This window comes from Pulveribacter sp. (genome assembly GCF_032079985.1).
Lineage (GTDB): Bacteria > Pseudomonadota > Gammaproteobacteria > Burkholderiales > Burkholderiaceae_C > Melaminivora.
This window is the reverse complement of sequence record NZ_DAMATK010000001.1, coordinates 857,043-881,285: the sequence shown is the minus strand read 5'-3', so window position 1 is coordinate 881,285 and position 24,243 is coordinate 857,043. Positions and strand designations below refer to the sequence as shown.

The 24,243-nt window shown below is 69.7% G+C and carries 22 protein-coding genes; 14 read left to right on the top strand and 8 right to left on the bottom strand.

Going from position 1 to position 24,243, the window contains the following annotated elements; translation table 11 throughout:
* Positions 1-35: 35 nt before the first annotated feature.
* A complete protein-coding gene (locus tag RT282_RS04060; protein WP_313311973.1) occupies positions 36-872 on the top strand; it encodes an MBL fold metallo-hydrolase in 837 nt (278 codons plus the stop codon).
* Positions 873-925: 53 nt separating this feature from the next.
* Here RT282_RS04060 and RT282_RS04055 read toward each other — a convergent pair whose 3' ends face one another.
* The 5 genes from RT282_RS04055 to RT282_RS04035 all read right to left on the bottom strand — a co-directional run bounded on the left by RT282_RS04055 (position 926) and on the right by RT282_RS04035 (position 7,057).
* Positions 926-1,567 (bottom strand): protein-methionine-sulfoxide reductase heme-binding subunit MsrQ, encoded by a 642-nt coding sequence (locus RT282_RS04055; RefSeq protein WP_313311971.1) that lies wholly within the window; start codon positions 1,565-1,567, stop codon positions 926-928.
* A complete protein-coding gene (msrP, locus tag RT282_RS04050; protein ID WP_313311970.1) occupies positions 1,567-2,574 on the bottom strand; it encodes a protein-methionine-sulfoxide reductase catalytic subunit MsrP in 1,008 nt (335 codons plus the stop codon). The genes RT282_RS04055 and msrP overlap by 1 nt, the downstream gene beginning before the upstream one ends.
* A 175-nt stretch (positions 2,575-2,749) precedes the next feature.
* Positions 2,750-4,102, bottom strand: a complete 1,353-nt coding sequence (ccsB, locus tag RT282_RS04045) for a c-type cytochrome biogenesis protein CcsB (protein WP_312307030.1) — start codon at positions 4,100-4,102, stop codon at positions 2,750-2,752.
* Entirely contained in the window at positions 4,099-6,249 is a 2,151-nt protein-coding gene (locus RT282_RS04040; protein ID WP_313311967.1) for a cytochrome c biogenesis protein ResB, read from the bottom strand. Before RT282_RS04040 ends, ccsB begins: the two co-directional genes overlap by 4 nt.
* 160 nt (positions 6,250-6,409) lie before the next feature.
* Entirely contained in the window at positions 6,410-7,057 is a 648-nt protein-coding gene (locus tag RT282_RS04035) for a c-type cytochrome (protein WP_312307028.1), read from the bottom strand.
* A gap of 107 nt (positions 7,058-7,164) precedes the next feature.
* On the opposite strand from RT282_RS04035, the gene yihA reads away from it, so the two are divergent.
* Together yihA and RT282_RS04025 are read left to right on the top strand one after the other, a co-directional pair.
* Positions 7,165-7,875: a ribosome biogenesis GTP-binding protein YihA/YsxC gene (gene yihA / locus RT282_RS04030; RefSeq protein ID WP_312307027.1), complete on the top strand. Its 711-nt coding sequence runs from the start codon at positions 7,165-7,167 to the stop codon at positions 7,873-7,875.
* Positions 7,876-7,918: 43 nt separating this feature from the next.
* Entirely contained in the window at positions 7,919-8,821 is a 903-nt protein-coding gene (locus RT282_RS04025; protein WP_313311966.1) for an alpha/beta hydrolase, read from the top strand.
* A 55-nt stretch (positions 8,822-8,876) separates the two neighbouring features.
* Here RT282_RS04025 and RT282_RS04020 read toward each other — a convergent pair whose 3' ends face one another.
* Together RT282_RS04020 and RT282_RS04015 are read right to left on the bottom strand one after the other, a co-directional pair.
* Positions 8,877-9,749, bottom strand: a complete 873-nt coding sequence (locus RT282_RS04020; RefSeq protein ID WP_312307033.1) for a lipid A biosynthesis acyltransferase — start codon at positions 9,747-9,749, stop codon at positions 8,877-8,879.
* Positions 9,750-9,751: 2 nt separating this feature from the next.
* A complete protein-coding gene (locus RT282_RS04015; RefSeq protein WP_313311963.1) occupies positions 9,752-10,621 on the bottom strand; it encodes a lysophospholipid acyltransferase family protein in 870 nt (289 codons plus the stop codon).
* A gap of 144 nt (positions 10,622-10,765) precedes the next feature.
* Between RT282_RS04015 and metK the strand changes: the two genes are divergently transcribed.
* Together metK and RT282_RS04005 are read left to right on the top strand one after the other, a co-directional pair.
* Positions 10,766-11,947, top strand: a complete 1,182-nt coding sequence (metK, locus tag RT282_RS04010) for a methionine adenosyltransferase (protein WP_312307117.1) — start codon at positions 10,766-10,768, stop codon at positions 11,945-11,947.
* 267 nt (positions 11,948-12,214) lie between these two features.
* Positions 12,215-12,400 (top strand): DUF1328 domain-containing protein, encoded by a 186-nt coding sequence (locus tag RT282_RS04005; protein ID WP_312760109.1) that lies wholly within the window; start codon positions 12,215-12,217, stop codon positions 12,398-12,400.
* Positions 12,401-12,402: 2 nt separating this feature from the next.
* Here RT282_RS04005 and RT282_RS04000 read toward each other — a convergent pair whose 3' ends face one another.
* Positions 12,403-13,095, bottom strand: coding sequence for an NUDIX hydrolase (locus RT282_RS04000; RefSeq protein WP_313311960.1), 693 nt, complete (start codon positions 13,093-13,095; stop codon positions 12,403-12,405).
* Between the two features lie 118 nt (positions 13,096-13,213).
* Between RT282_RS04000 and RT282_RS03995 the strand changes: the two genes are divergently transcribed.
* The 9 genes from RT282_RS03995 (at position 13,214) to RT282_RS03955 (ending at position 24,220) form a co-directional block, all read left to right on the top strand.
* The gene (locus RT282_RS03995; protein WP_313311959.1) at positions 13,214-14,068 is read left to right on the top strand and encodes a cysteine hydrolase; all 855 of its coding nucleotides are present in this window, start codon (positions 13,214-13,216) and stop codon (positions 14,066-14,068) included.
* 45 nt (positions 14,069-14,113) lie between these two features.
* Positions 14,114-15,304 carry a nicotinate phosphoribosyltransferase gene (gene pncB / locus RT282_RS03990; protein WP_312307114.1) on the top strand — a complete coding sequence of 397 codons (1,191 nt, stop codon included), beginning with the start codon at positions 14,114-14,116 and terminating at the stop codon, positions 15,302-15,304.
* A gap of 16 nt (positions 15,305-15,320) precedes the next feature.
* Positions 15,321-17,012 (top strand): NAD+ synthase, encoded by a 1,692-nt coding sequence (locus RT282_RS03985; protein WP_313311957.1) that lies wholly within the window; start codon positions 15,321-15,323, stop codon positions 17,010-17,012.
* Positions 17,013-17,096: 84 nt separating this feature from the next.
* On the top strand, positions 17,097-18,137 hold the full coding sequence (locus RT282_RS03980) for a bifunctional nicotinamide-nucleotide adenylyltransferase/Nudix hydroxylase (protein ID WP_313311955.1): 1,041 nt from the start codon (positions 17,097-17,099) through the stop codon (positions 18,135-18,137).
* Positions 18,138-18,165: 28 nt separating this feature from the next.
* Positions 18,166-19,677 (top strand): sigma 54-interacting transcriptional regulator, encoded by a 1,512-nt coding sequence (locus tag RT282_RS03975; protein WP_313311951.1) that lies wholly within the window; start codon positions 18,166-18,168, stop codon positions 19,675-19,677.
* 149 nt (positions 19,678-19,826) lie between these two features.
* Positions 19,827-21,017: a substrate-binding domain-containing protein gene (locus RT282_RS03970; protein WP_313311949.1), complete on the top strand. Its 1,191-nt coding sequence runs from the start codon at positions 19,827-19,829 to the stop codon at positions 21,015-21,017.
* 120 nt (positions 21,018-21,137) lie between these two features.
* Positions 21,138-22,676, top strand: coding sequence for a fibronectin type III domain-containing protein (locus RT282_RS03965; protein ID WP_313311946.1), 1,539 nt, complete (start codon positions 21,138-21,140; stop codon positions 22,674-22,676).
* A gap of 33 nt (positions 22,677-22,709) precedes the next feature.
* The gene (locus RT282_RS03960; protein WP_312759722.1) at positions 22,710-23,483 is read left to right on the top strand and encodes an ABC transporter ATP-binding protein; all 774 of its coding nucleotides are present in this window, start codon (positions 22,710-22,712) and stop codon (positions 23,481-23,483) included.
* Positions 23,480-24,220, top strand: coding sequence for an ABC transporter ATP-binding protein (locus tag RT282_RS03955; protein WP_313311943.1), 741 nt, complete (start codon positions 23,480-23,482; stop codon positions 24,218-24,220). Before RT282_RS03960 ends, RT282_RS03955 begins: the two co-directional genes overlap by 4 nt.
* The last annotated feature ends 23 nt before the right edge of the window (positions 24,221-24,243 follow it).

Sequence of the window (24,243 nt, the reverse complement as noted above, 5' to 3'; positions counted from 1 at the left end):
CTACTATTTGGGCTTTCCCCTTCTGGAAGTGCCGCATGTCCCTGGAACCCATCGAGCTATACCGCGACAGGAACCACGCCTGCCTGATGTTCACCGACCTCGTCGAGGAAGACGGACAGGCGGTGCAGGCCAACCAGTTCCTGATCGTGGACGGCGACACCGGCGCCATCATCGACCCCGGCGGTAACCTCGCGTTCAACGAGCTGTTCATGGGGATGACCAAGCACTTCCCTCCGCACAAGCTGTCCTATCTGATCGCTTCGCACGCCGACCCGGACATCATCGCCTCGCTGGACCGTTGGCTGACCAGCACGCCCGCCAAGCTGGTCATCTCGCGCATCTGGGAGCGCTTTGCGCCCCACTTCACCAAGGCCGGCAAGACGGAAAACCGCGTCATTGCCGTGCCTGACGGCGGCGGCCACTTGCCGCTGGGCCGGCAGGAGCTGGTGCTGCTGCCCGCGCACTTCATGCACTCGGAGGGCAACTTCCACTTCTATGACCCGGTCAGCCGCATCCTGTTTACCGGCGACCTGGGCGTGTCCATGACCAGCGGCGCCGAGGCGCGCGTGCCCGTTACCGAGCTGGCGCCGCACATCGCCCGCATGGAGGGCTTTCACCGCCGCTACATGGTCTCCAACAAGATTCTGCGGCTGTGGACGCGCATGGCGCGCCAACTGGACGTGGCCATGCTCGTGCCGCAGCACGGCGCGCCCATCCTGGGCAAGCAGGCCATCGAGGATTTCTACCAATGGCTGGACGGCCTGGCCTGCGGCATCGACCTGTTCGACGAGCGCGCCTACCAGCTGCCTACGGCCCAGATCGACCCGGCCACGCGCCAGGTGCGCCCGGCCCTGCAGGCTGTGGGACGATAAAGAGCTTTACAAGCCAAATCACCCTCCAGCGCCCGCCAATTAAGCGTGAGCAGCTATCTTTTTTGAGTATTGCTACGCCGGCGCAACAGGGGTCGCGCGGCCAGCAGCGCGGCCAGGATGACGCCGTAGACCACCACTTCGGCAAAGTCGTTCTTGCCCGCGCGCATCCACCAAAAGTGCAGCACCGCCAGCACGGCGACCAGGTACACGCTGCGGTGCAGGCGCTGCCAGTTGCGCCCGCCCAGCCAGCGCATGGCGCGGTTGAACGAGGTGGCGGCCAGCAGCGTGAGCAGCGCGAACGCCGCCATGCCCACCAGGATGAAGGGGCGCTTGGCGATGTCGCGGGCGATCTCGCCGGCGTCCAGCCCCATGTCGAACACGGCATAGCTCATCAGGTGAAGCAGCGCGTAGAAGAAGGTGAACAGGCCCAGCATGCGCCGAAAGCGCGCTAGCGCAGGCGCCTTCAAGGCCAGCCGCACGGGGGTGACGGCCAGCGTCAGGCACAGCAGGCGCAGCGTCCAGTCGCCCAGTGAGCGGATCAGCGCCTCGGCCGGGTTGGCGCCCAGGCGGTCGGCCGCGGCGCCCCACACCAGCCAGGCCAGTGGCGCCAGGCACAGGGTGAACAGCAGCGGCTTGGCCCAGGGCGTCAGCAGCCACTGCCCGCGCGCCGCCGCCCGGCCCTGCAGCGCCGCCATCAATAGAACTTCTTCAGGTCCATGCCGGCGTACAGCTGGCCAACCTGCGCCTCGTAGCCGTTGAACGGCAGCGTCTTGCGCCGCTTGGCGAACAGGCCGCCCTCGCCGATACGCCGCTCGGTGGCCTGGCTCCAGCGCGGGTGGTCCACGTCCGGGTTCACGTTGGAATAAAAACCGTACTCGTTCTTCGCGGCCTTGTTCCAGGCAGTGCCGGGTTCTTTTTCGACGAAGCGGATCTTCACGATGCTCTTGGCGCTCTTGAAGCCGTACTTCCACGGCACGACGATGCGCACCGGCGCGCCGTTCTGATTCGGCAGCACCTCGCCGTACATGCCGAAGGCCAGCAGCGTGAGCGGATGCAGCGCCTCGTCCATGCGCAGGCCTTCGGTGTAGGGCCAGTCCAGCACGCGGCTGTTCACGCCGGGCATGGCGGGCTTGTCGGCCAGGGTGACGAACTCGACGTACTTGGCGCTGCCCTGCGGCTCCACGCGGCGGATGAGCTCGGCCAGCGAATAGCCCACCCACGGGATGACCATGGACCAGCCCTCCACGCAGCGCAGGCGGTAGATGCGCTCCTCCTGCGGCGACAGCTTCAGCAGCTCGTCGATGTCGAAGCTGCGCGGCTTGTTGACCAGGCCCTCCACGGCCACCGTCCACGGCCGGGTCTTCAGGGTGGCTGCGTTCCTCACCGGGTCGCCCTTGTCGGTGCCGAACTCGTAGAAATTGTTGTAGGTGGTGGCGTCCTGGTAGTCGGTGAGCTTTTCCATGGTCATCGCCCCCGGCACGGCCGAGGCCCGCGCGGGCAGCGGCGCCAGCTTGCCAGGCGGCGCCACCAGCGCGCCATCGGCCGCCAACGCCGCACGGCCGGCCCAGACGGCCAGCGCCGCCCCGCCGGCGCCCGCGGCCAGCTGGCGCAGCAGGGTGCGGCGGTTTTCATAGGTGGCGCGGGGCGTGATCTCGCTGGCGTGCGGGTGCGTGAAACCGTTGTCGTGGCTAGGAATGCGCATGGCAGGCTCTCTGGAAAAGGCAGCAAGGAGACCAGTCTGCCGCAAGGCGCGCCGCGGTGCGGGCGGCGGGCGCATTTCCTGGGTGCCCAGATGGGTTGAACCGCGCCGATTCCGAAAAAATACCAATGAAAACCGCTGCCAGCGCTTGCCAGTCAAGCGCTGGCAGCTCCTGTATTCATAGCGTGCCGTAGCTGTGCAGGCCGCTCAGGAACATGTTCACGCCCAGGAAGGCGAAGGTGGTGACGGCCAGGCCGCCCAGCGCCCACCAGGCGGACAGGGTGCCGCGCAGGCCCTTCATCAGCCGCATGTGCAGCCAGGAGGCGTAGTTCAGCCAGACGATGAGGGCCCAGGTTTCCTTGGGGTCCCAGCTCCAGTAGCCACCCCAGGCCTCGGCCGCCCACAGGGCGCCCAGCACGGTGGCGATGGTGAAGAAGGCAAAGCCCACGGCGATGGCCTTGTACATGACATCGTCCAGCACCTCCAGCGCCGGCAGCTGCGCGGCGATGCGTTTGCGCGCCAGCAGGATGCCGCCCACGATCAGCGCCGAGATGCCGAAGTACACCATCCAGTAGCTGCTGCCGCCGCCGGCCGCCGCGTCCTGGCGGAAGGCCAGCGGCTCAAAGCACAGCACGATGCCCAGCAGCCACAGCGGCGCCAGCTTCCACCAGCGCGTCTCGCTGGCCTGCTGCTTGATCAGGTAGGCGAAGGCCACCATGGCCGCCAGCGCGAAGGTGCCGTAGCCGATGAAGTTGGCCGGCACGTGCAGCTTCATCCACCAGCTCTTCAAGGCCGGCACCAGGGGCTGGATTTCGTGCGCCTCGCGCACCACCGTGTACCACAGCAGGAAGCCCACGGCGGCGCTCACCACCAGCATGACGAAGGCGCCCAGGGCGCGCGTGCCGTACTGCTCTTCGTAGTACAGATAGAACAGCGCCGTCATCCAGCAGAACATGACGAACACTTCGTACAGGTTGCTCACCGGGATGTGTCCGATATCGGGAGCGATCTGGTAGCTCTCGTACCAGCGCACCATGGTGCCGATCAGCGCCAGGCCCACGGCCACCCAGGCCACGCGCGAGCCGATGCGCATCATGGTCTGGCGCTCGCCGCCCGCGAAAATGCCGATCCAGTAGAACACCGTGCTCATGAAGAACAGCATGCTCATCCACAGGATGGCGGACTGGCTGGACAGGAAGTACTTGAGCCCGAACACGGTGTCGGCGCGCGCCAGGTCGCCGCCGGCGTCGCCCTGGTACAGCCCGATGGCGGACAGCGACAGCGCCGCCACCACGACCATCAGCCACATGAGCGGGCGCCAGAACCAGCCCAGCCAGACGGCGGTGGGGATGGAGCCCAGCAGGATGCCCTTCTCGTACACGTCCATGTGCGCGCCGTAGCGCTGCAGCGCGAACAGCCCGCCCACCGTGACGACCAGGGCGAACAGCCAGTCCACCCAGGTGCGCCGGGCGAAGTAGCCCTGGTCCAGCGTGTAGGCGGCGGGAGTGGTTGAGGTGGCAGCGGTATTCATGTGGATGTACCTCCGGAAGGCGGCGAGCCAAGGACCTGAGTGGTGAGCTGGGCGAATTCGCGGCCGTTGTCCAGCACCTTGCGGTTGGTGGACATGGCCATGGTGGCGTGCGCGCCGCCGCCCTCGGGCGTGAGCCAGACCCACAGGCGCCGGTCGCGCACGTAGAGCATGGCGAACACGCCCAGGATCAGCAGCGCGCAGCCCAGGTAGACCACGTTCTTGCCCGGCGCGCGTGCGACCTGAAAGACGCTGGCCTGCACCTGCTTGAAGTTGACCAGCTCCAGCGCCACCGGCGCCGGGTAGGCCTGCGCGTCGCTCAACGAGAGCACGGTCTGCGTCATGTAGGCACGCGTGCGATCGTCCAGCGGCATGGGCGCCAGGCCGGCCTGGGCGCGGGTGAGCTGGGCCAGCTCGAACAGCGCGCCATTCAGGATGCGCACCAGCACCTCGCCGGCGCGCTCGCGCTCGGCCTCGGGCACGTTGGCCTCGATGAACTGCGAGACCGCCTGCAGCCCGCCGTTGCCACGGCCCTGGGCGTCCTGGCCGTCGCCGGCAAACAGCGCCAGCGCGCGTGTGGCGGACTGGATCAGCTGCTCGGCGAGGTCGGGGCGGGACTCGTCCACCGCCAGGGCGGCGTAGCGGCGCACGGCCTGCGCGCGCAGCTGCGCATCGGCCAGGGCCACGCGCAGGCGCACGAAGCCGTCCATGCCACCCTCGGTGTCCACCGGCACGCGCAGGTAGCGCAGCGGTTCGGTCGGGGTGTCGCGCACGCCCAGCAGGTACACCGGCAGCTGGCCGTCGCCCATGTCCACGGGCAGCATGTAGTTGTGGAACTCGCGCGCCTGGCCCGAGGCGTCGCGCAGCTTGTAGCCGATGCTGGGGCCGACGTTGCGCAACTCGCGCCGCGTCACGGTCTTGTTGCCGGCGCCCAGGCGCGACTCGATGGAGCCGCGCAGATCCACCTTGCGCACGTCGGCGCCCGAGCCCGGGCCCTCCTCGCCCATGTTCTCCACGTTCAGCACACGCAGCGCGGTGAACTCCAGCGTGGCCGCCTCGGGCAGCTTGCCGCGCTCGAGCTGGGCGGACGCGCCGATCACGCCGTCCACCTCGAACGGCGCCACGCCGGGCACCAGCGGGCGGGCACGCAGGCGCACCTGCGAGCCGCCGTCGTCGAAGCTGGACTGGTAGATCTCCACGCCCTTGTAACTGGCCGGATGGTTGACCTCGATGCGCGCCGGCGTGGCCTCGCCCGTGGCCTTGTCGTGGATCACCACCTCGCTGGCGAACAGCTTGGGCATGCCGGTGGAGTAGTGCTCCACGATGAACTTCTTCAGCTCGACGGAGAACGGCAGCTCCTGCAGCAGCAGGCCGTCCGACTGGTTCAGGATGGCGGTGCTGGACTGCGTGCCCTCGGACACCACCAGGTTGCCGCGGAAGGTGGGGTTGCGAGGAGACAGCCAGTGCTCGGGCGCCACCTCGGAGATCAGCCCGCCGCCCTGGTAGGGCGTCTTGCCGCCCAGCCACATCTGGGCGCGCACGATCAGGTCGCCATCCAGCAGGCCGCCCAGACAGATCAGCACGATGGCACTGTGCGCGGCGATGTAGCCCAGCTTGTGCGCCGCGCCGGCCTTGGCCGCCACCATGAAGCCGTGGCCCGCGCTGGTCTCGCGCGGCTGCACGCGCACCTTCCAGCCGCGGTGCGCGAGCTGGTGGCTGATGCGCCTGGCCGCGGCTTCGGGGGCCTCGGCGGCCAGGCTGCCGCTGGCCTTCATGCCGAAGGCCTGCAGGCTTTTCTCGCGGATGTCTTCCTTGTAGTTGCGGATGTCTGCCAGGTACTTGGGCGCGTGCCGGGCGATGCACAGCGAAGTGCTGATGACCAGGAAGGCCAGGATCAGCAGGAACCACCAGGCGCTATAGACCGCGTTGAGCTTGAGCGCCAGGAACAGCTCGGCCCAGAACGGGCCGAACTGGTTGACGTAGTTGTTCAGCGGCTCATGCTGCTTCATCACCGTGCCGATGACCGAGGCGATGCAGATCACCGTCAGCAGCGCGATGGCGAAACGCATGGACGCCAGCAGCTCGGTGACCGGGCGCAGCGCCTGTTGCAGGCGCGGGGCGCTGCGCGCGCCCAGGGTGGTGTCAGACATGGAAGAGGAAGACGAAGGCTCGGGCGTTCGGGTGGTGCAAACGAACAAAGGGCGGGCCATCCGTTCAGATGGGCCCGCCCGTCTTGGGTGGCATTATCGGCCGCAGGTTCCAGCAGGGCCTAGCGAGCCCCCACTGGCTTGATGTGAATCAACCTGCCGGTCAGCGCAGCCCGGCGATGTAGTCGGAGACGGCGCGGATCTCGCGGTCGTTCAGCTTGGAGGCCACGTCCGTCATCTGCGCGCTGTTGCCGCGCTTGCCGGCGCGGAAGTCGTTGAGCTGCTTGACGGTGTAGTCGGCATGCTGGCCCGACAGGCGCGGGTACTGGGCGGGCACGCCGGCACCGTTGGGGCTGTGGCAGCCGGCGCAGGCGGCGATGTTGCGGTCCTGCAGGCCGCCGCGGTAGATGCGCTCGCCCAGGGCGACCAGGTCCTTGTCCTTGGCAAAGCCGTCCTTGGCTGCCTTGGAGGCCAGCCACCAGGAGACGTTGCGCATGTCGTCCTCGCTCAGCATGGCGGCCATGCCCTGCATCACCGGGTCGGCGCGCTTGCCAGACTTGAACTCCTGCAGCTGCTTGACCAGGTACTCGGGGTGCTGCTGGGCCAGCTTGGGATTCGCGGCGATGGTGGAGTTGCCGTCGGCGGCATGGCAGGCCACGCACACCGTGCCGTAGGTCGCCTCGCCCTTGGCCAGGTCGGGCTTCGCAGGAGCCTTTGACGCGGCCGGGGCCGCAGCGGCGTCGGCAGCGGCGGCCGGAAGGGCGGGGGCTGCGAGCGCGGCAGCCATCAGCAGGGAGGCGAGCAACTTCATAACGTGGACTGGTTCTTGTGTGAAGGGCGCAAAACCCCGCGATTCTACAATGCACGCCACGGCGCCCCTGCGCGCCAAACCTTGTCCTGGATTAAACCCGCCCCGTGATGACGACCCCACCCGCCGCGCCAGCCGCCGCACCCGAGCCTGACGCCAAGGTCGCCCTCGGCTGGATGCACACCGCGCGCTTTCTGACCACCGCCGCCCAGCTGCACCAGCTGCCCCCCATCGACGTGCCGGAGATCGCCTTCGTCGGCCGCTCCAACGCCGGCAAGTCCACCTGCATCAACACCCTGACGCAGCAGCGCCAGCTGGCCTTCGCCTCCAAGAAGCCCGGCCGCACCCAGCACATCAACCTGTTCGCCCTGGGCCGCCAGGGCGTCATGGACGCCGTGCTGACCGACCTGCCCGGCTACGGCTACGCCGCCGTCTCGCGCGAGGACAAGCAGCGCTGGCAGCGCGTGATGCTCAATTACCTCCTGCAGCGGGAGAGCCTGACGGCCATCGTGCTGCTGTGCGACCCGCGCTTAGGGTTGACCGAGCTGGACGAGGCGCTGCTGGACGCCGTGCGTCCGCGCGTCGAAGCCGGCCTGAAATTCCTGGTACTGCTGACCAAGGCCGACAAGCTGACCCGCGCCGAGCAGGCCAAGGCGCTGTCGATCACGCGACTGCAGGCGGGCGGTGGCGAGGTCAGGATGTTCTCCGCGCTCAAGCGCCAGGGCGTGGACGAGGTGGCCCAGCTGCTGTGGCAGTGGGCACACCCGCCGGTCGAGCCCGCGCCCGAAGCCGAACCAGACTCCGAACCAAATCAGCCCTGAGCGCTTGCCCATCAAGCGCTGGCAGCTACGAAAGGCATAGCGCATGATGGACACCATCGAACACCACCTGCCGCACGGCATCACCCTGCACTGCCGCGTGGCGGGCGCGCCGGGCCGCCCGCTGCTGCTATTCCTGCACGGCTTTCCCGAAGGCGCCTTTGTGTGGGACGCGCTGGCCGCGCACTTCGCCCAGGCCGCCCACGGCGGTTACCGCTGCGTGGCGCCCTACCTGCGCGGCTATGCACCGTCGAGCAGCCCGGCCGATGAAGCCAGCTACCGCGCCCAACCCCTGGTGCAGGACCTGGCGGCACTGATCGCCGCCGAGGCGGGCCCGGCCGGCGCCGCCGCGGTGGTGGCGCACGACTGGGGCGGCGCCCTGGCCTGGAATCTGGCCGCGCTGCACCCGCAGCTGCTGCAGCGCCTGATGATCCTGAACGCGCCCCACCCCGGCGCCTTCCTGCGCGAGCTGCAGCACAGCCCGGCGCAGCAGGCGGCCAGCGCCTACATGCACTTCCTGCGCCGCCCGGACGCCGAACAGCTGCTGGCCGAGGACGGCTTCCGGCGCCTGTTCGGCTTCTTCGACCGGCCGGACGGCAGCGCGCCCGACTGGCTCACGCCCGCGCTGCGCGCGCAGTACCGCGCCGTGTGGAGCGCCGGGCTGACGGGCGCCTGCCACTACTACCGCGCCAGTCCGCTGGCGCCGCCGCGCGACGGCGACGAGCGCGTCCACGCCGTGCAGCTGCCGCCGCAGCTGCTCACCGTGGCCCGGCCCACGCTGGTGCTGTGGGGCATGGACGACCCGGCCCTGCTCCCCGGTCTGCTAGACGGACTGGACGCCTGGGTGCCGCGCCTGCGGGTGCAGCCCGTGCCCGGCGCCTCGCACTGGATCGTGCACGAGCAGCCCGACCTGGTACAGGCCGCGCTGGCCGGTTTTCTGGCCGAATAACTCCCGTTTTGATAGCTGCTCGCGCTTGAATGGCGGGCGTTGGAGGCCAATTTTGCTAGTAAAGCGGCGGCTGCCCCTCGGGCCGCGTCTTGAAGCGCCGGTGCACCCAGTAGTACTGCGCCGGCATGGTGCGGATGGCCGCCTCCAGCTCGCGGTTCATGCGGGCGGTGTCGGCCACGTGGTCGTCGGTGGGGAAGTTCTCCCAGGCGGGCGTCAGCTCGGCCACGTAGCCGTCCGGCGTCATGCGGCTGTACAGCGCGACCACCTTGGCCTTGCCGAGCCGCGCAAAGCGCGACAGCGACGGGATGGTGGCCGCGTCGGGCACGGCGAAGAAGGGCACGAAGACCGAGTCCTGGCGGCCATAGTCCATGTCGGGCAGCAGGTACAACATGCCGCCCTTGCGCAGGCAGGAGACGATGGGCTTGACCCCGGCGGCGCGGTTGAGCATGCGCACGTTGCCAAAGCGCTGGCGCCCGGCCATGAACCAGGCGTCCAGCACGGGATTGGGGTGGGTCGCGAAGATGGAGGTGGAGGGGCGCGGCGCCTGCAGCAGCAGCGCCAGGCCGCAGGCGTCCATGCCGTAGAAGTGCGGCGCGAAGATGATGGTGGGCGTGTCGCCCTCCAGCTCCGAGGTGGCGCCCACCAGCTTCAGGCGGCTGCGCACTACGTCCTCTGGCGCCGACCACAGCCAGCTGCGGTCCAGGAAGGTCTGGCAAAACAGCACGAAGGACTCGCGCGCCCAGGCGCGGCGCTGCGCCGCCGGCACCTCGGGAAAGCACAGCTCCAGGTTGCGCAGTGCCACGCGGCGGCGCGGCACGGCCAGCACGAACAGCACCCGGCCGATGCCGGCCCCCAAGGCGCGCAGCAGGGGCAGCGGCAGGCGCGCCAGCAGCCCCATCAGCGCCACGCCCAGGCGCGACAGCGCCACGCTCACGCGCCGGCCTCCGGCGCCGGGGCGCCGGCATGCTTTTCGCTGCGCGGGTGCTTGTAGCGGGCGTAACCCCACAGGTACTGCCCGGGACTTTGGCGAATCAGGTGTTCCATGGCCTGGTTGATCTGCAGCACGGCCGCGTCCAGCTCGGGCGCCAGGGGCTGCTGCGGCATGTCCTCGAAGTGCAGCACGTAGCCGCGCCCGCGCGGCAGCCGCTCGCACCGCACCAGCACCACGGCGGCGCCCGTCTGCTGCGCCAGGCGCGCGGCCAGCGTCATGGTGTAGGCCTCGCGGCCGAAGAAGGGCGACCACACGCCCAGGCCGAGCGGCGGCACCTGGTCGGGCAGCAGGCCCACGGCCTCGCCACGGCGCAGCGCCTTGAGCAGCTGGCGCACGCCTTGCAGCGTGGTGGGCACGGCCTCGATGCCGGGGCGGTTGCGCGCCGTCTCCATCACCCGGGCCAGCCAGGGCTGGCGCGCCGGGCGGTACAGGATGGTGATGGGGCCGTGCACCGGTGACCAGCGCTGGGCGGTTGCCTGCACCGACAGCTCGAAGCAGCCGATGTGCGGCGTGAGGAACACCACGCCCCGGCCGGCGGCCCAGGCGCGCTGCACGCATTCGGCGTTGCGCATCTCGCAGGGCGGCAGCTTCTGGGCGGACCACAGGCGTGGCGCCTCGGCCACCATGCGCCCGGCATGGGCCACGGCCGCGCGCACGTCGGCGAGCGAATACCCCGCGCCCGCGGCGTTGTCGATGAAACGGCGCCGGTAGGTGGGCGAGACGAAAAACACCACCCATCCGAGCGCCGCGCCGACGGCATGCAGCAGCCACAAAGGCAGCGCAGAGAAAAGGCGAAAAACGGTTGGCATTAAAATGACGGGGTCGCCGAGTTAAATGAGCAACTTGCAGGGCGACGTTAAACACAACTGCTAAAGCGTTCGCCATGAAGCTCCCGCAGGGCTTTGGGCAACGCCCAAACAAGCTGCTGACGACAAACACCGGAGTTTATTCAAATGGCGAACGACTTCCTCTTCACGTCCGAATCGGTCTCCGAAGGCCACCCCGACAAGGTGGCTGACCAGATCTCGGACGCCATCCTTGACGCCATCCTCGAACAGGACCCGCGCTCGCGCGTGGCCGCCGAGACGCTGACCAACACCGGCCTGGTGGTGCTGGCGGGCGAGATCACCACCAACGCCCACGTGGACTACATCCAGGTGGCGCGCGACACCATCCGCCGCATTGGCTACGACAACACCGACTACGGCATCGATTACAAGGGCTGCGCGGTGCTGGTGGCCTACGACAAGCAGAGCAACGACATCGCCCAGGGCGTGGACCACGCCAGCGACGACCACCTGAACACCGGCGCCGGCGACCAGGGCCTGATGTTCGGCTACGCCTGCGACGAAACGCCCGAGCTGATGCCCGCGCCCATCTATTACGCGCACCGCCTGGTCGAGCGCCAGGCCCAGCTGAGGAAGGACGGCCGCCTGCCCTTCCTGCGCCCGGACGCCAAGAGCCAGGTGACCATGCGCTACGTGGACGGCAAGCCACACTCGATCGACACCGTGGTGCTGTCCACCCAGCACAGCCCCGACCAGAGCGAGAGCGCGACCAAGATGAAGGCCAGCTTCACCGAGGCCGTCATTGAGGAAATCATCAAGCCCGTGCTGCCCAAGGAGTGGCTGCAGGACACCAAGTACCTGATCAACCCCACCGGCCGCTTCGTCATCGGCGGCCCGCAGGGTGACTGCGGTCTCACCGGCCGCAAGATCATCGTGGACACCTACGGCGGCGCCTGCCCGCACGGCGGCGGCGCGTTCTCGGGCAAGGACCCGACGAAGGTCGACCGCTCGGCCGCCTACGCCGCGCGCTACGTGGCCAAGAACATCGTCGCCGCGGGCCTGGCACGCCAGTGCCAGATCCAGGTGGCCTACGCCATCGGCGTGGCGCGGCCGATGAACATCACGGTCTACACCGAGGGCACGGGCGTCATCCCCGACGAGCAGATCGCCGCGCTGGTGCACGAGCACTTCGACCTGCGGCCCAAGGGCATCATCCAGATGCTGGACCTGCTGCGCCCCATCTACGCCAAGACCGCCGCCTACGGCCACTTCGGCCGCGAGGAGCCCGAGTTCACCTGGGAGAGGACGGACAAGGCTGCCGCGCTGCGGGCAGCGGCCGGACTGTAAGGCCCGGCGACCCGCGCCAGCGGGTTCGGCAGCCTTGCGGCACAAGGCCCAGGCGCTGCGTGCAGCGGCGGGGCTGTAAGGCCCCGCGGCCCGCTCGAGTGGCGGCGTGGCCGTGGCCTCAGGAGCTTATTCGCGCAAACCGGTAGCGTTATCAGCAGGCTCCTACGCAGGCCGACTTCAGCGGCCGACGGGATTGGATCGGGGCAGCTCCTACCTTAGGCAACACCGCGGCACCCGCCGTCGGCTTACTGCACAAGGAGGCTCCACATGCTCAAGTACGCCCTCATCTTCGCCATCATCTCGCTCATCGCGGGCGCCCTGGGCTTCACCGGCGTTGCCGCCGGCGCAGCCGGCATCGCGAAGGTCCTGTTCTTCATCTTCGTGGCCCTCGCCGTGCTGTTCGTGGTGCTGGCCATGCTGGGCGTGGGCGCGGCGCGCAAGGCACTGCGATAAGGCTACAGGCCGCGCGCCGATAGCGACAGGCTGCGCCGGAACGCCGGCCGCAGCCGGTACAGCTGGGCCGGGCGGTGGGCGCCGCCGCCCTGCAGCGCCCCGGGCACGGGCTCCAGCATGGCGAGCTCGTCCATCTTGCGGCGAAAGCTCACTTTGTTGAGCGGCTCGCCCAGCACCGCCTCGTAGACCGCCTGCAGCTGCGGCAGCGTGAACTGCTCGCCGCACAGATGCACGGGCAGCGACGAATACTGGCTCTTGCCGCGAACCCGCCCCACCGCCTGGCGCACGATGTCGCCATGGTCGAAGGGCAGCGCCGGCAGGCCGTCCACCGGAGCCAGGCACACACCTTCACCCAAGCCCTGCAGCCGCTCGGCCGGCACCAGGGCGCAGTACACCACCGCCAGCGACCAGCCGCGCGGGTCGCGCGCCGGGCCGGAGAAGGTGGCCAGCTGCTCCAGGTAGGGCGGGCGCACGCCTGCCTTCTCCTGCAGCACGCGCAGGGCGCTGGCCTGCGCGTCGGCGTCTTCCCAGGGATGGATGAAGCCGCCCGGCAGGGCCCAGGTGCCTGCAAACGGCGCGCGTTCGCGGCGTGCCAGCAGCACCTGCAGCGCGCCCTGCTGCAGCGTGAGCAGGACGGCATCGACCGTGCACAGCACGGTGCCGGAAGCTGGGTTTGAGGACTTTGGATCAGGCATGGACTAACAAGACTACCACCGGCGCCCCGCCGGCCGCTGGGCAAAGGTCGGACGCGCCAGTTAGTTGCGCACATAAACTAACGCCACTACACTGGCCCCATCGCACCGGGAAGCCGACATGACCGCCATCCACCTGCTCGCCATCGACCCCCAGAACGACTTTTGCGACCTGCCCGCCAGCTGGCACGGGCGCGACGCCGCTAGCGGCGCGGCCATCGCCCCTACCCTGCCCGTGGCGGGCGCCCATGCCGACCTGCAGCGCCTGGCCGCCCTGATTGCTGCGCAGGGCGATCGCATCGACCAGATCACCGTCACGCTGGACTCGCACCAGCGCTACGACGTGGCCCACCCGCTGTTCTGGCAGCGCGAGGGCGGCGCCCCGGTGGCGCCCTTCACGCCGATCACGGCGGCGCAGGTGCGCAGCGGCGAATACGCCCCGTGCGACGCCAGCGCCCGCGGGCGCGTGCTGGCCTACATGGACGCGCTGGAGGCCCAGGGCCGCTACACGCTCATGGTCTGGCCCGTGCACTGCGAGATCGGCAGCTGGGGCCACGGCGTGCACGCCGATGTTCTGGCCGCCTGCGGCCAATGGCAGGCGCGCCGCCAGCGTGCGGTCGCCAACGTCTTCAAGGGCATGAACCCCTGGACCGAGCACTACAGCGCCGTGCTTGCCGAAGTGCCCGACCCGCTCGATCCCGGCACCGACACCAACACCCGGCTGCTGGACGCGCTGGGCCAGGCCGAGCTGCTCCTGGTCGCCGGCCAGGCCAGCAGCCACTGCGTGCGCGCCACCACCGAGGACCTGCTGCGCCACCTGCCGCAGCGCGTGCCCGGATGGCAGCCCAGCCGCCTGGTGCTGCTGACCGACTGCATGAGTCCGGTGGCTGGCTTCGAGGCCCAGCACGCCGCCTTCCTACAGGCCATGCAGGCCCAGGGCGCACGGCTGGCAGTTTCAAGCGAAATCAGCCTCTAACGCGCTCCAGTCAAGCGCCAGCAGCTATCAAACAAGGAGTGATCCATGGCCCCCATCATCACCAGCCTGCTGGACACCGACCTGTACAAGTTCACCATGTGGCAGGCGCTGCTGCACCGCCACCCGCAGACGCAGGCCGAGTACCGCTTCGTCTGCCGCAACCAGCCGGCCTACCCGCTGGCCTCGCTGGTGGACGCGGTCAACGCCGAGCTGGACGCGCTGTGCCGCCTGCGCTTCGCGCCCGATGAGCTGGACTATCTGGCCGGCCTGCGCTTCATCAAGAGCGACTTCATCGACTTCCTGCGCATCTTCCAGTTCCAGCGCGGCTTCATCGAGGCGCGGGCCCAGGGCGAGCAGCTCACCATCGTGGCGCGCGGCCCGCAGGTGCACGTGATGGGTTTCGAGATCTACGTGCTGGCCATCGTCAACGAGCTGTACTTCCGCCAGTTCGACAGCGCAGCGGCGCTCGCCGAGGGCCGCGCGCGCCTGTCCGCCAAGGTGGCCCGCCTGCAGCGCTGCGCAGCGCAAGGCCCGCGCCTGCGCCACCCCTTCGAGATGTTCGACTTCGGCCTGCGCCGGCGCTACAGCGGCGCCTGGCAGCGCGAGGTGGTGCAGGCCTTCGCGCAACAAGCGCCCGCCTGGTTCAAGGGCACCAGCAACGTGCTGCTGGCGCGCGACCTGGGGCTGGTGCCCATCGGCACCATGGCGCACGAATACCTGCAGACCTACCAGGCGCTGGGCGTGCGGCTGCGCGACTTCCAGATCGCCGCGCTGGAGGACTGGGTGCAGGAATACCGCGGCGACCTCGGCATCGCGCTGACGGACACCGTGGGCATGGACGCCTTCCTGGCCGACTTCGACCTGTACTTTGCCAAGCTCTTCGACGGCCTGCGGCATGACTCGGGCGACCCCGTCGCGTGGGGTGAAAAGGCCCTGGCGCACTACGCGCGACTGCGCATCGACGCCTCCACCAAGCGCTTCGTGTTCTCCGACGGGCTGAACCTGGAGCGCGCGCTGCAGCTGTACGCCCACTTCGGCGACCGGGTGCAGCTGGGCTTTGGCATCGGCACCCAGCTGACCAACGACCTGGGCCTCACGCCCCTGAACATCGTCATGAAGCTGGTGCGCGCCAACGGCCAACCGGTGGCGAAACTTTCCGATACGCCCGGCAAGACGCTGTGCGACGATGCTACGTTCCTGGCCTACCTGCGCCAGGTCTTCAACGTCAACGACTGAATCAACGAGTCACACCATGCTCCGCATCACCCTGGCCCAGCTCAACCCGACCGTGGGCGACATCGAAGGCAACACGCAGCGCATGGCCGCCGCCGCGCGGCAGGCGGCTGGCGAAGGCGCCCAGCTCATCGTGTTCGGCGAACTGGCCGTCACGGGCTTTCAGCCCGGCGACCTGCTGGCCGAACCCGGCTTCCTGGACCGCGTGGACGCCGCCCTGGCCCTGCTGCAGCGCGAAAGCGCGGCCCTGCCCGACCTGCACTGGGTGCTGGGCGCGCCCACGGCCCACGCGGGCGGTCCGAACGCCCTGCCGCACGACAGCCTGCTGGTGCTGCAGGGCGGACAGCTGCGCCTGTCCGTGGCGCGCCGGCAACTGGCCGCGCAGGGCGATCCGGACCTGCGCCGCCACTTCGCGCCAGGCCCGGCCGGCGCGCCCCAACTGCTGGACATTGGCGGCGTGCGGGTGGGCTTCGTGGTGGGCGAGGACCTTCAGGACGAGGCAACCACCGCCGCCCTGGCCGGCGCAGCCCCCGGGCTGGTGGTGCACATCGGCGCGCGCAGCAGCTGCCTGGGCCGGCGCGCCCGGCACCATGCCGAGTGCGCCCAGGCCAGCGAGCGCCTGCGCGCGCCGCTGGTCAGCGTGCAGCAGGTGGGCGGGCACGATGACCTGGTCTACGACGGCGGCTCGCTGGCCGCCGTGCCGGGCGCCGGCGTGGTCTTCGAGGCGCTGCGCTTCGAGGAGGACGCGCCCCTGCTGGAGCTGCACGACGGCGGCCGCCTGAGCGGCGCGCGCGGCCAGGCGCTGGCGGACGTGCTGACCCAGGGCCTGCCGCTCATGGAGTTCTACCGCCGCCAGATCGTGCTGGGCCTGCAGGACTATGCGCGCCGCTGCGGCTTTGCCAAGGTGCTGGTGGGCAGCTCGGGCGGGCTGGACAGCGCCCTGACCCTGGCCCTGGCCGTGCAGGCGCTGGGCGCGCAGAACGTGGTGGGCGTCACCATGCCCTCGCGTTTTTCCACCGCCGGCTCGGTTCAGGATTCGCTGGCGCTGGGCCGCAACCTGGGCATCGAGCTGCTCAGCCACCCCATCGCCGACCTGGTGGCCGCCTATGGCGGGCAGTTCCAGGGCAGCTTCGGCCAGCCGCTGGCCGGCCTGGCGCTGGAGAACGTGCAGGCGCGCATCCGCGGCACGGTACTGATGGAGTACTCCAACACCTTCGGCCACCTGCTGCTGACCACCGGCAACAAGTCCGAAATCTCCGTGGGCTACTGCACGCTGTACGGCGACACCTGCGGCGGCCTGGGCCTGATCGGCGACATCTACAAGACCGAGGCCTTCGAGCTGGCGCGCCACCTCAACGCCCGGGCCGGGCGCGAGCTGGTACCACAGGCCGTCATCGACAAGCCGCCATCGGCCGAGCTGTCCCCGGGCCAGCGCGACGACGACAGCCTGCCGCCCTACCCGGTGCTCGACGAGGTGCTGAAGTTCCTGGTCGAAGGCCCGGCTCTGCCGCCGGCGCAGTACCAGGCCGCCCGCGCCTTCGTCGAGGAGCAGCAGCGCAGCGAGGAAGGCCGCGCCCTGGTGCAGCGCGTGCGCCGCCTGATGGCCATCAGCGAGTACAAGCGCCACCAGGCCGCGCCCGTGCTGCGCCTGCGCCCGCGCCCCTTCGGCGCCTACGGTCGGCAGATGCCGATCGCCGCGCGCCTGGGCTGAGCCCGCCGCAAAATAACAGCCAAAATGGCCTCCAGCGCTTGCCCATCAAGCGCTGGCAGCTCTCTTTTTGATAGTCAATCCCGCATGCTCGACACCGCCATCCTGATCGGCCGCTTCCAGCCCGTGCACAGCGGCCACCTGGCCCTGCTGCGCGAGGCGCTGGCGCAGGCGCGCCAGGTCATCGTCATCGCCGGCTCGGCCTTCCAGGCGCGCACACCCAAGAACCCCTTCACCTGGGAAGAGCGCGCGGCCATGCTGCGCGGCGCACTGGCGCCGCAGGAGGCTGCGCGCCTGCGCGTGCTGCCCGTGCGCGACTACTACGACCAGGCGCGCTGGGTGTCGGCCGTGCGCGCAGCCGTGGCGCCGCATGTGGAAGCCGGCGCGCGCATCGCGCTGGTCGGGCACTTCAAGGACGCCAGCAGCAGCTATCTGGCGTGGTTCCCCGACTGGCAGCTGGTCGACCTGCCGCGCCAGGGCGACATCGACGCCACCCGCATCCGCGACGCCTGGCTGGGTGCTGCCCCTGGCGCGCTGGACGCCGCCCTGGCGCCGCTGGCCGCCAGCCTGCCCGAGGCCACGCGCGCCCAGCTGCAGGCGCTGGCCGCCACGCCCCACTACGCCGATCTGCAGCAGGAGTGGCGCATGCTGCGCGCGTACCGCGCCGCCTGGGCCGGTGCGCCCTACCCGCCCGTGTTCGTCACCGTGGACGCGCTGTTGCGCTGCCAGGACCAGGTGCTGCTGATCCGCCGCGCCCAGGCGCCCGGGCGCGGCCTGATGGCGCTGCCCGGCGGCTTCATCGAGCAGCGCGAGACGCTGTGGCAGTCCTGCCTGCGCGAGCTGGCCGAGGAGACGCAGTGCGCCCTGCCCGAGGCGCAGCTGCGCGCCGCGCTGCGCGGCGTGGCCGTGTTCGACCACCCGGACCGCAGCCAGCGCGGGCGCGTCATCAGCCACGTGCACTACTTCGACCTGGAAGGCAGCGGCCCGCTGCCCGCCGTGCAGGCCGCCGACGATGCCAGCGAGGCCCGCTGGGTGCCGCTGGCGCAGCTGGGCGCCATGGAGCCCCAGTTCCACGACGACCACTTCCACATCCTGGACCACTTCCTGGGGTTGACGCCGCCCTTGTGAGCGCCGCGGCCGGCGCTACCATCGTCCGATGCCGCCGATGACAGCCTCCCTGCCCACCGCCTCGCTGCCGCTGGATGCCGAGAGCATCCACGCCCTGGCGGCGCGCTCCATGTTCGAGCTGTTTTCCAGCATCAGCGAGGGCATGTTCCTCATCGACCGCTCGGGGCGCATCGTCTGGGTCAACGACAGCTACCAGCGCTTTCTGCCCGCCCTGGGCCTGGGCTCGGTGCAGGACTTCGTCGGCCAGATGGTCGAGGACGCCATCCCCGGCACCCAGATGCGCCGCGTGCTGGAGACCGGCAAGCCGGAGCTGATCGACCTGCTCACCAACCGTGCCGGCACCTTCGTGGTCAGCCGCATCCCGCTGCGCGACGAGGGCGGCAGCGTCATCGGCGCCATCGGCATCGTGTTCTTCGACCATCCGGAGACCACGCTGCGCCCGCTGATCAGCAAGTTCGCGCAGATGCAGCGCGACCTGGACGACGCCCGGCGCGAGCTGGCCGCGCAGCGCAACCGCAGCCTGGCGGCGCCGGGCACGGGCGAGCGCCGCGCCAAGTACACCTTTGCCAGCTTCATCGGCTCCAGCCCCGCGGCGGCCGAGGTCAAGCGCCAGGCGCGGCGCGCTGCACAGTCGGCCAGCCCGGTGCTGCTGCTGGGCGAGACCGGCACCGGCAAGGAGCTGCTGGCGCACGCCATCCACGCCGCCTCCAGCCGCGCCGGCGGGCCGTTCGTCAGCGTGAACATCGCCGCCATCCCCGACACGCTGCTGGAGGCCGAGTTCTTCGGCGTGGCCCCGGGCGCCTATACCGGCGCCGACCGGCGCGGGCGCGACGGCAAGTTCAAGCTGGCCGATGGCGGCACGCTGTTCCTGGACGAGATCGGCGACATGCCGGCCAGCCTGCAGGCCAAGCTGCTGCGCGCGCTGCAGGAGGGTGAGGCCGAGCCGCTGGGCAGCAACCGCCTGGTGCCGTTCGACGTGCGCGTGCTGGCCGCCACCTCGCGCGACCTCGCCGCGCTGGTGCGCGAGGGGCGCTTCCGCGAAGACCTGTTCTACCGGCTGCATGTGCTGCCCATCCGCGTGCCGCCGCTGCGCGAGCGGCGCGGCGACATCCCGGCGCTGGTCGAGGCGCTGTGCGAAGACCTGGCCCTGCGGGGCGGCGACGCCCCGCCCGAACTGCTGCCCGGCGCTCTGGCCCTGCTGGCCGGCCAGCCCTGGCGCGGCAACATCCGCGAGCTGCGCAACGTGCTGGAGCAGGCCGCCATGCGCAGCGACAGCCAGAGCCTGGACGCCGAGCAGCTGGCGCGCGTGCTGCGCGAGGCCGGCGTGGAGCCCGCCGCCCCGCTGGAGCCTATGGAGGCCCGCGCCGACGCCGGCGACGAGCAGTGGCTGCGCCCGCTGGCCGTGCAAGTGGCCGAGCTGGAGCGCCGCGCCATCGCCGCCGCCCTGCGGGCCCACGGCGGCAACAAGCTGGCCAGCGCGCGCACCCTGGGCATCTCGCGCGCCAAGCTCTACGAACGGCTGGAAAACCCTGATCGCTGAACAGACAACTGTCTGTTTTTCAGGCAATGCAATTGTCTGAAATTCGGACAATCCCGTCGCTGCAACGGAAAATTCCATAATAAATCAACGGCTTGCTTCCTGGCACGGCTTGTGCAGTCTCTCGTGCATCACTACAGGAGACAACCGCCATGCAACGCCGCACCCTGGTGGCTCTGGCCGCCCTCGCCAGCGCCACGCTGTCTGCCCCCGCCTTCGCGCAGTCCGAGATCCGCATCGCCCACGTCTACAGTAAGACCGGCCCGCTGGAGGCCTACGGCAAGCAGACCCAGGCCGGCTTGATGATGGGGCTGGACTACGCCACCGGCGGCACCATGACCGTGGCCGGCAAGAAGCTGCTGGTGCTCGAGCGCGACGACCAGGGCAAGCCCGACCTGGGCAAGAGCCTGCTGGCGGCGGCCTACTCCGATGACAAGGCCGACATCGCCGTCGGCCCCACGTCCTCCGGCGTGGCGCTGGCCATGCTGCCGGTGGCCGAGGAGTACAAGAAAATCCTGCTGGTCGAGCCCGCCGTGGCCGACGCCATCACCGGCGACAAGTGGAACAAGTACATCTTCCGCACCGGCCGCAACAGCAGCCAGGACGCCATCAGCAACGCCGTGGCCATGGACAAGGAAGGCGTCACCGTGGCCACGCTGGCGCAGGACTACGCCTTCGGCCGCGATGGCGTGAAAGCCTTCAAGGACGCGCTCAAGCACGCCAAGATCGCGCACGAGGAATACCTGCCGCAAAACACCACCGACTTCACGGCCGGCATCCAGCGCATTGTCGATGCGCTCAAGGACAAGCCCGGGCGCAAGGCCATCGAAGTCATCTGGGCCGGCGGCACCCCGCCCTTCAACGCCCTGGCGGCGCAGGACCTGAAGAAGCGCTTCGGCATCGAGGTCTTCACCGGCGGCAACATCCTGCCGGCCATGGCCGCGTACAAGAACTTCCCCGGCATGGAAGGCGCGACGTACTACTACTTCGGCATCCCCAAGAACCCGGTGAACGACGCCATGGTCGCCATGCACTACAAGCAGTACAAGACGCCGCCAGACTTCTTCACCGCCGGAGGCTTCTCGGCCGCCATGGCGCTGGTCACGGCGCTCAAGAGCACGAACGGTGAGACGGGCACGAACAAGCTCATCAAGGCCATGGAAGGCATGAGCTTCGAGACGCCCAAGGGCACGATGACCTTCCGCAAGGAGGATCACCAGGCCATGCAGAGCATGTACCACTTCCGCATCAAGGACGACCCGGCCTTCGCCTGGGGCGTGCCCGAGCTGGTGCGCGAAATCAAGCCTGCGGAAATGCAGGTGCCGATCCGCAACACGCGCTGAACCGGCCGCGCCCGGGCCGCACACGCCGCCCGGCTTGTACCGGCCCAGCCCACGGGCGCTGGGCACCGCTCCTGGGGCGCAGCGTCGCTCCCATTTCCCACTGCACAGGAGAGATCAGCCATGTCTTTGCATCAGTATGTGGCGGCCGCGGCACTGGCCGCCGCCGGCCTGGCGCACGCCGCGCCGCCGCTGGGTCAGTACAACATCGACACGACCCGCATCAGCGTCTCCGGCCTGTCCTCGGGCGGCTTCATGGCCAACCAGCTGGGCACCGCCTACTCGGCTACCTTCATGGGCGTGGGCATCTTCGCGGCCGGGCCGTACTTGTGCGCCGGGCAGAGCAACTACACGGCGTGCATGTACAACGCCACCATCAGCGCCGCGCAGCTCAGCGGCATGCAGTCCAGCCTGGACGGCTACGCCGCCAGCGGCGCCATCGATCCCAAGGCGCAGCTGGCCCGGCAGAAGATCTACCTCTTCACCGGCACCAGCGACTACACCGTCGGCCCCAACCTGACGGACGCGCTGCAGACCCAGTACCTGAACAACGGCGTGCCGGCGGGCAACATCGAATACGTCAAGCGCCCCGGCACGGCGCACGTGCTGCCCACCGACTTCGACAGCACGGGCAACAACGCCTGCAGCAGCAGCACCTCGCCCTACATCAGCAATTGCGGCTACGACGGCGCCAAGGCCGCCCTGAGCCACTTCTACGGCCCGCTCAACGCGCGCAGCAACGCGCCGGCGGCCGGCAACTACGTCGAGTTCGACCAGGCCGCCTACACCCAGGCCAACCCCGGCATGGCCAGCAACGGCTGGCTGTACGTGCCGCACAACTGCGCCACGGGCACACAGTGCAAGCTGCACGTCGTGCTGCACGGCTGCCAGCAGAGCACGGACAAGATCGGCGACAAGTTCGTGAAGAACACCGGCTTCAGCCGCTGGGCCGACACCAACAACATCGTGGTGCTGTACCCACAGGCCAAGATCGACAATAACAGCCGCTCCACGGCCAAGAGCGGCATGCTGCCCAACCCCAATGCCTGCTGGGACTGGGTGGGCTGGTACGGCGGCAACTTCGCGCAAAAGAGCGGCACGCAGATGGCCGCCATCAAGGCCATGGTGGACCGCATCGCCTCGGGCCCGGGCTCCGGCCCCGGCAACGGCGGCGGCGATGACGGCGGGGGCACCAACCCGCCCGACCCGGTCCTGCCCGCGCCGGCCGGCCTGAGCGCTTCCAACGCCACCACCACCAGCATGGACCTGGCCTGGAGCGCCGTGCCCCGCGCCAGCGGCTACAACGTCTACCGCAACGGCAGCAAGGCCAATGCGCTCACCGTCCACGCCACGGCCTACACCGATTCGGCCCTCGCCGCCGCCACCACCTACAGCTGGACGGTGCGCGCGCTGGACGGCAGCGGCGCCGAGGGTGCGGCGTCCGCCGCCGTCAGCGCCGCCACGCTGGCGCCTCCGGTCACCCCCGGAACCTGCACCACGGCCAGCAACTACGCCCACGTGCAGGCCGGCCGCGCCGTGCTGCAGGGCGGCTACGCCATCGCCAAAGGTTCCGGGCAGAACATGGGGCTGTGGAACGTCTTCGTGACCACCCCGCTCAAGCAGACCGGCCCCGACTACTACGTGATCGGCACCTGCGGCTGAGCCACGCGGCCGTTTCCTCCTGCAGATGCATCCATGGGCACACTGACCACCGAGAACCTGACCATCCGCTTCGGCGGCCACGTGGCCGTGGATGGGGTGAGCTGCTCGTTCGAGCCGGGCACGCTCACCGCCATCGTCGGGCCCAACGGGGCCGGCAAGACGACGTACTTCAACCTGATCTCGGGCCAGCTCAAGGCCAGCAGCGGCCGGGTGCGGCTGGGCGGGCGCGAGTTGACCGGGCTGCCGGCCTCGGCGCGCACGCGCGCCGGGTTGGGGCGGGCCTTTCAGCTGACCAACCTGTTCCCGTCCCTGTCCGTGCTGGAGAACGTGCGCCTGGCCGTGCAGGCCACGCAGCGCGGCGCGCACCGGCGCGGTCTGAACCTGTGGAGCGTGTGGAGCGACCACCGCCAGCTGACCGACCGCGCCAGGGGCATCCTGGAATCCGTCGCTCTGCAATCGCGCGCCGACAGCCCCGTGGCCAGCCTGCCGCACGGCGACCAGCGCAAGCTGGAGGTGGCGCTGTTGATGGCGCTGGAGCCGCAGGTCTACATGTTCGACGAGCCCACGGCCGGCATGAGCCACGATGAGGCGCCCGTCATCCTCGACCTGATCCGCCGCTTGAAGCAGGACCGCAGCAAGACCATTTTGCTGGTCGAGCACAAGATGGACGTGGTGCGCGAGCTGGCGGACCGCATCGTGGTGCTGACCAATGGCCAGCTGGTGGCCGACGGCCCGCCCGAGGAGGTCATGGCCAGCAGCGTGGTGCAGGAGGCCTACCTGGGCCGCCGCCGGCAGGAGGCCGCATGAGCAGCAGCAGCGGCAACGACGACCTGCTGACCCTGCAAGGCGTGCACACGCACATCGGCGCGTACCACATCCTGCACGGCGTCGACCTGGCCGTGCCGCGCGGCGAGCTGACCATGCTGCTGGGGCGCAACGGCGCCGGCAAGACCACCACGCTGCGCACCATCATGGGCCTGTGGCGGGCCTCGCAGGGCAGCGTGCGCTTTGGCGGGCAGGACATCACGCAGCTGGCCACGCCGCAGATCGCCCGTTCGAACATCGCCTACGTGCCCGAGAACATGGGCATCTTCGCGGACCTGACGGTGCAGGAAAACCTGCTGCTGGCCGCCCGCGGCGCACAGCGCGCCGCGCAGATGGACCAGGCGCGGCTGCAGTGGATCTTCCAGCTCTTCCCGGCCGTGGAGAAGTTCTGGCGCCACCCGGCGGGCAAGCTCTCGGGCGGGCAAAAGCAGATGCTGGCCGTGGCCCGCGCCATCGTCGAGCCACGCGACCTGCTCATCGTGGACGAGCCCAGCAAGGGCCTGGCGCCGGCCATCATCGACAACATGATCGACGCCTTCGCGCAGCTGAAAGCCGGCGGCGCGACGATCCTGCTGGTGGAGCAGAACCTGGACTTCGCGCGCCAGCTGGGCGACGGCGTGGCCGTGATGGACAACGGCCGCGTGGTGCATTCAGGCCGCATGGCCGCGCTGGCGGCCGACGAGCAGCTGCAGCGCTCGCTGCTGGGGCTGGCCCTATGAACTTCAAACTTTTTTGGCCTCCA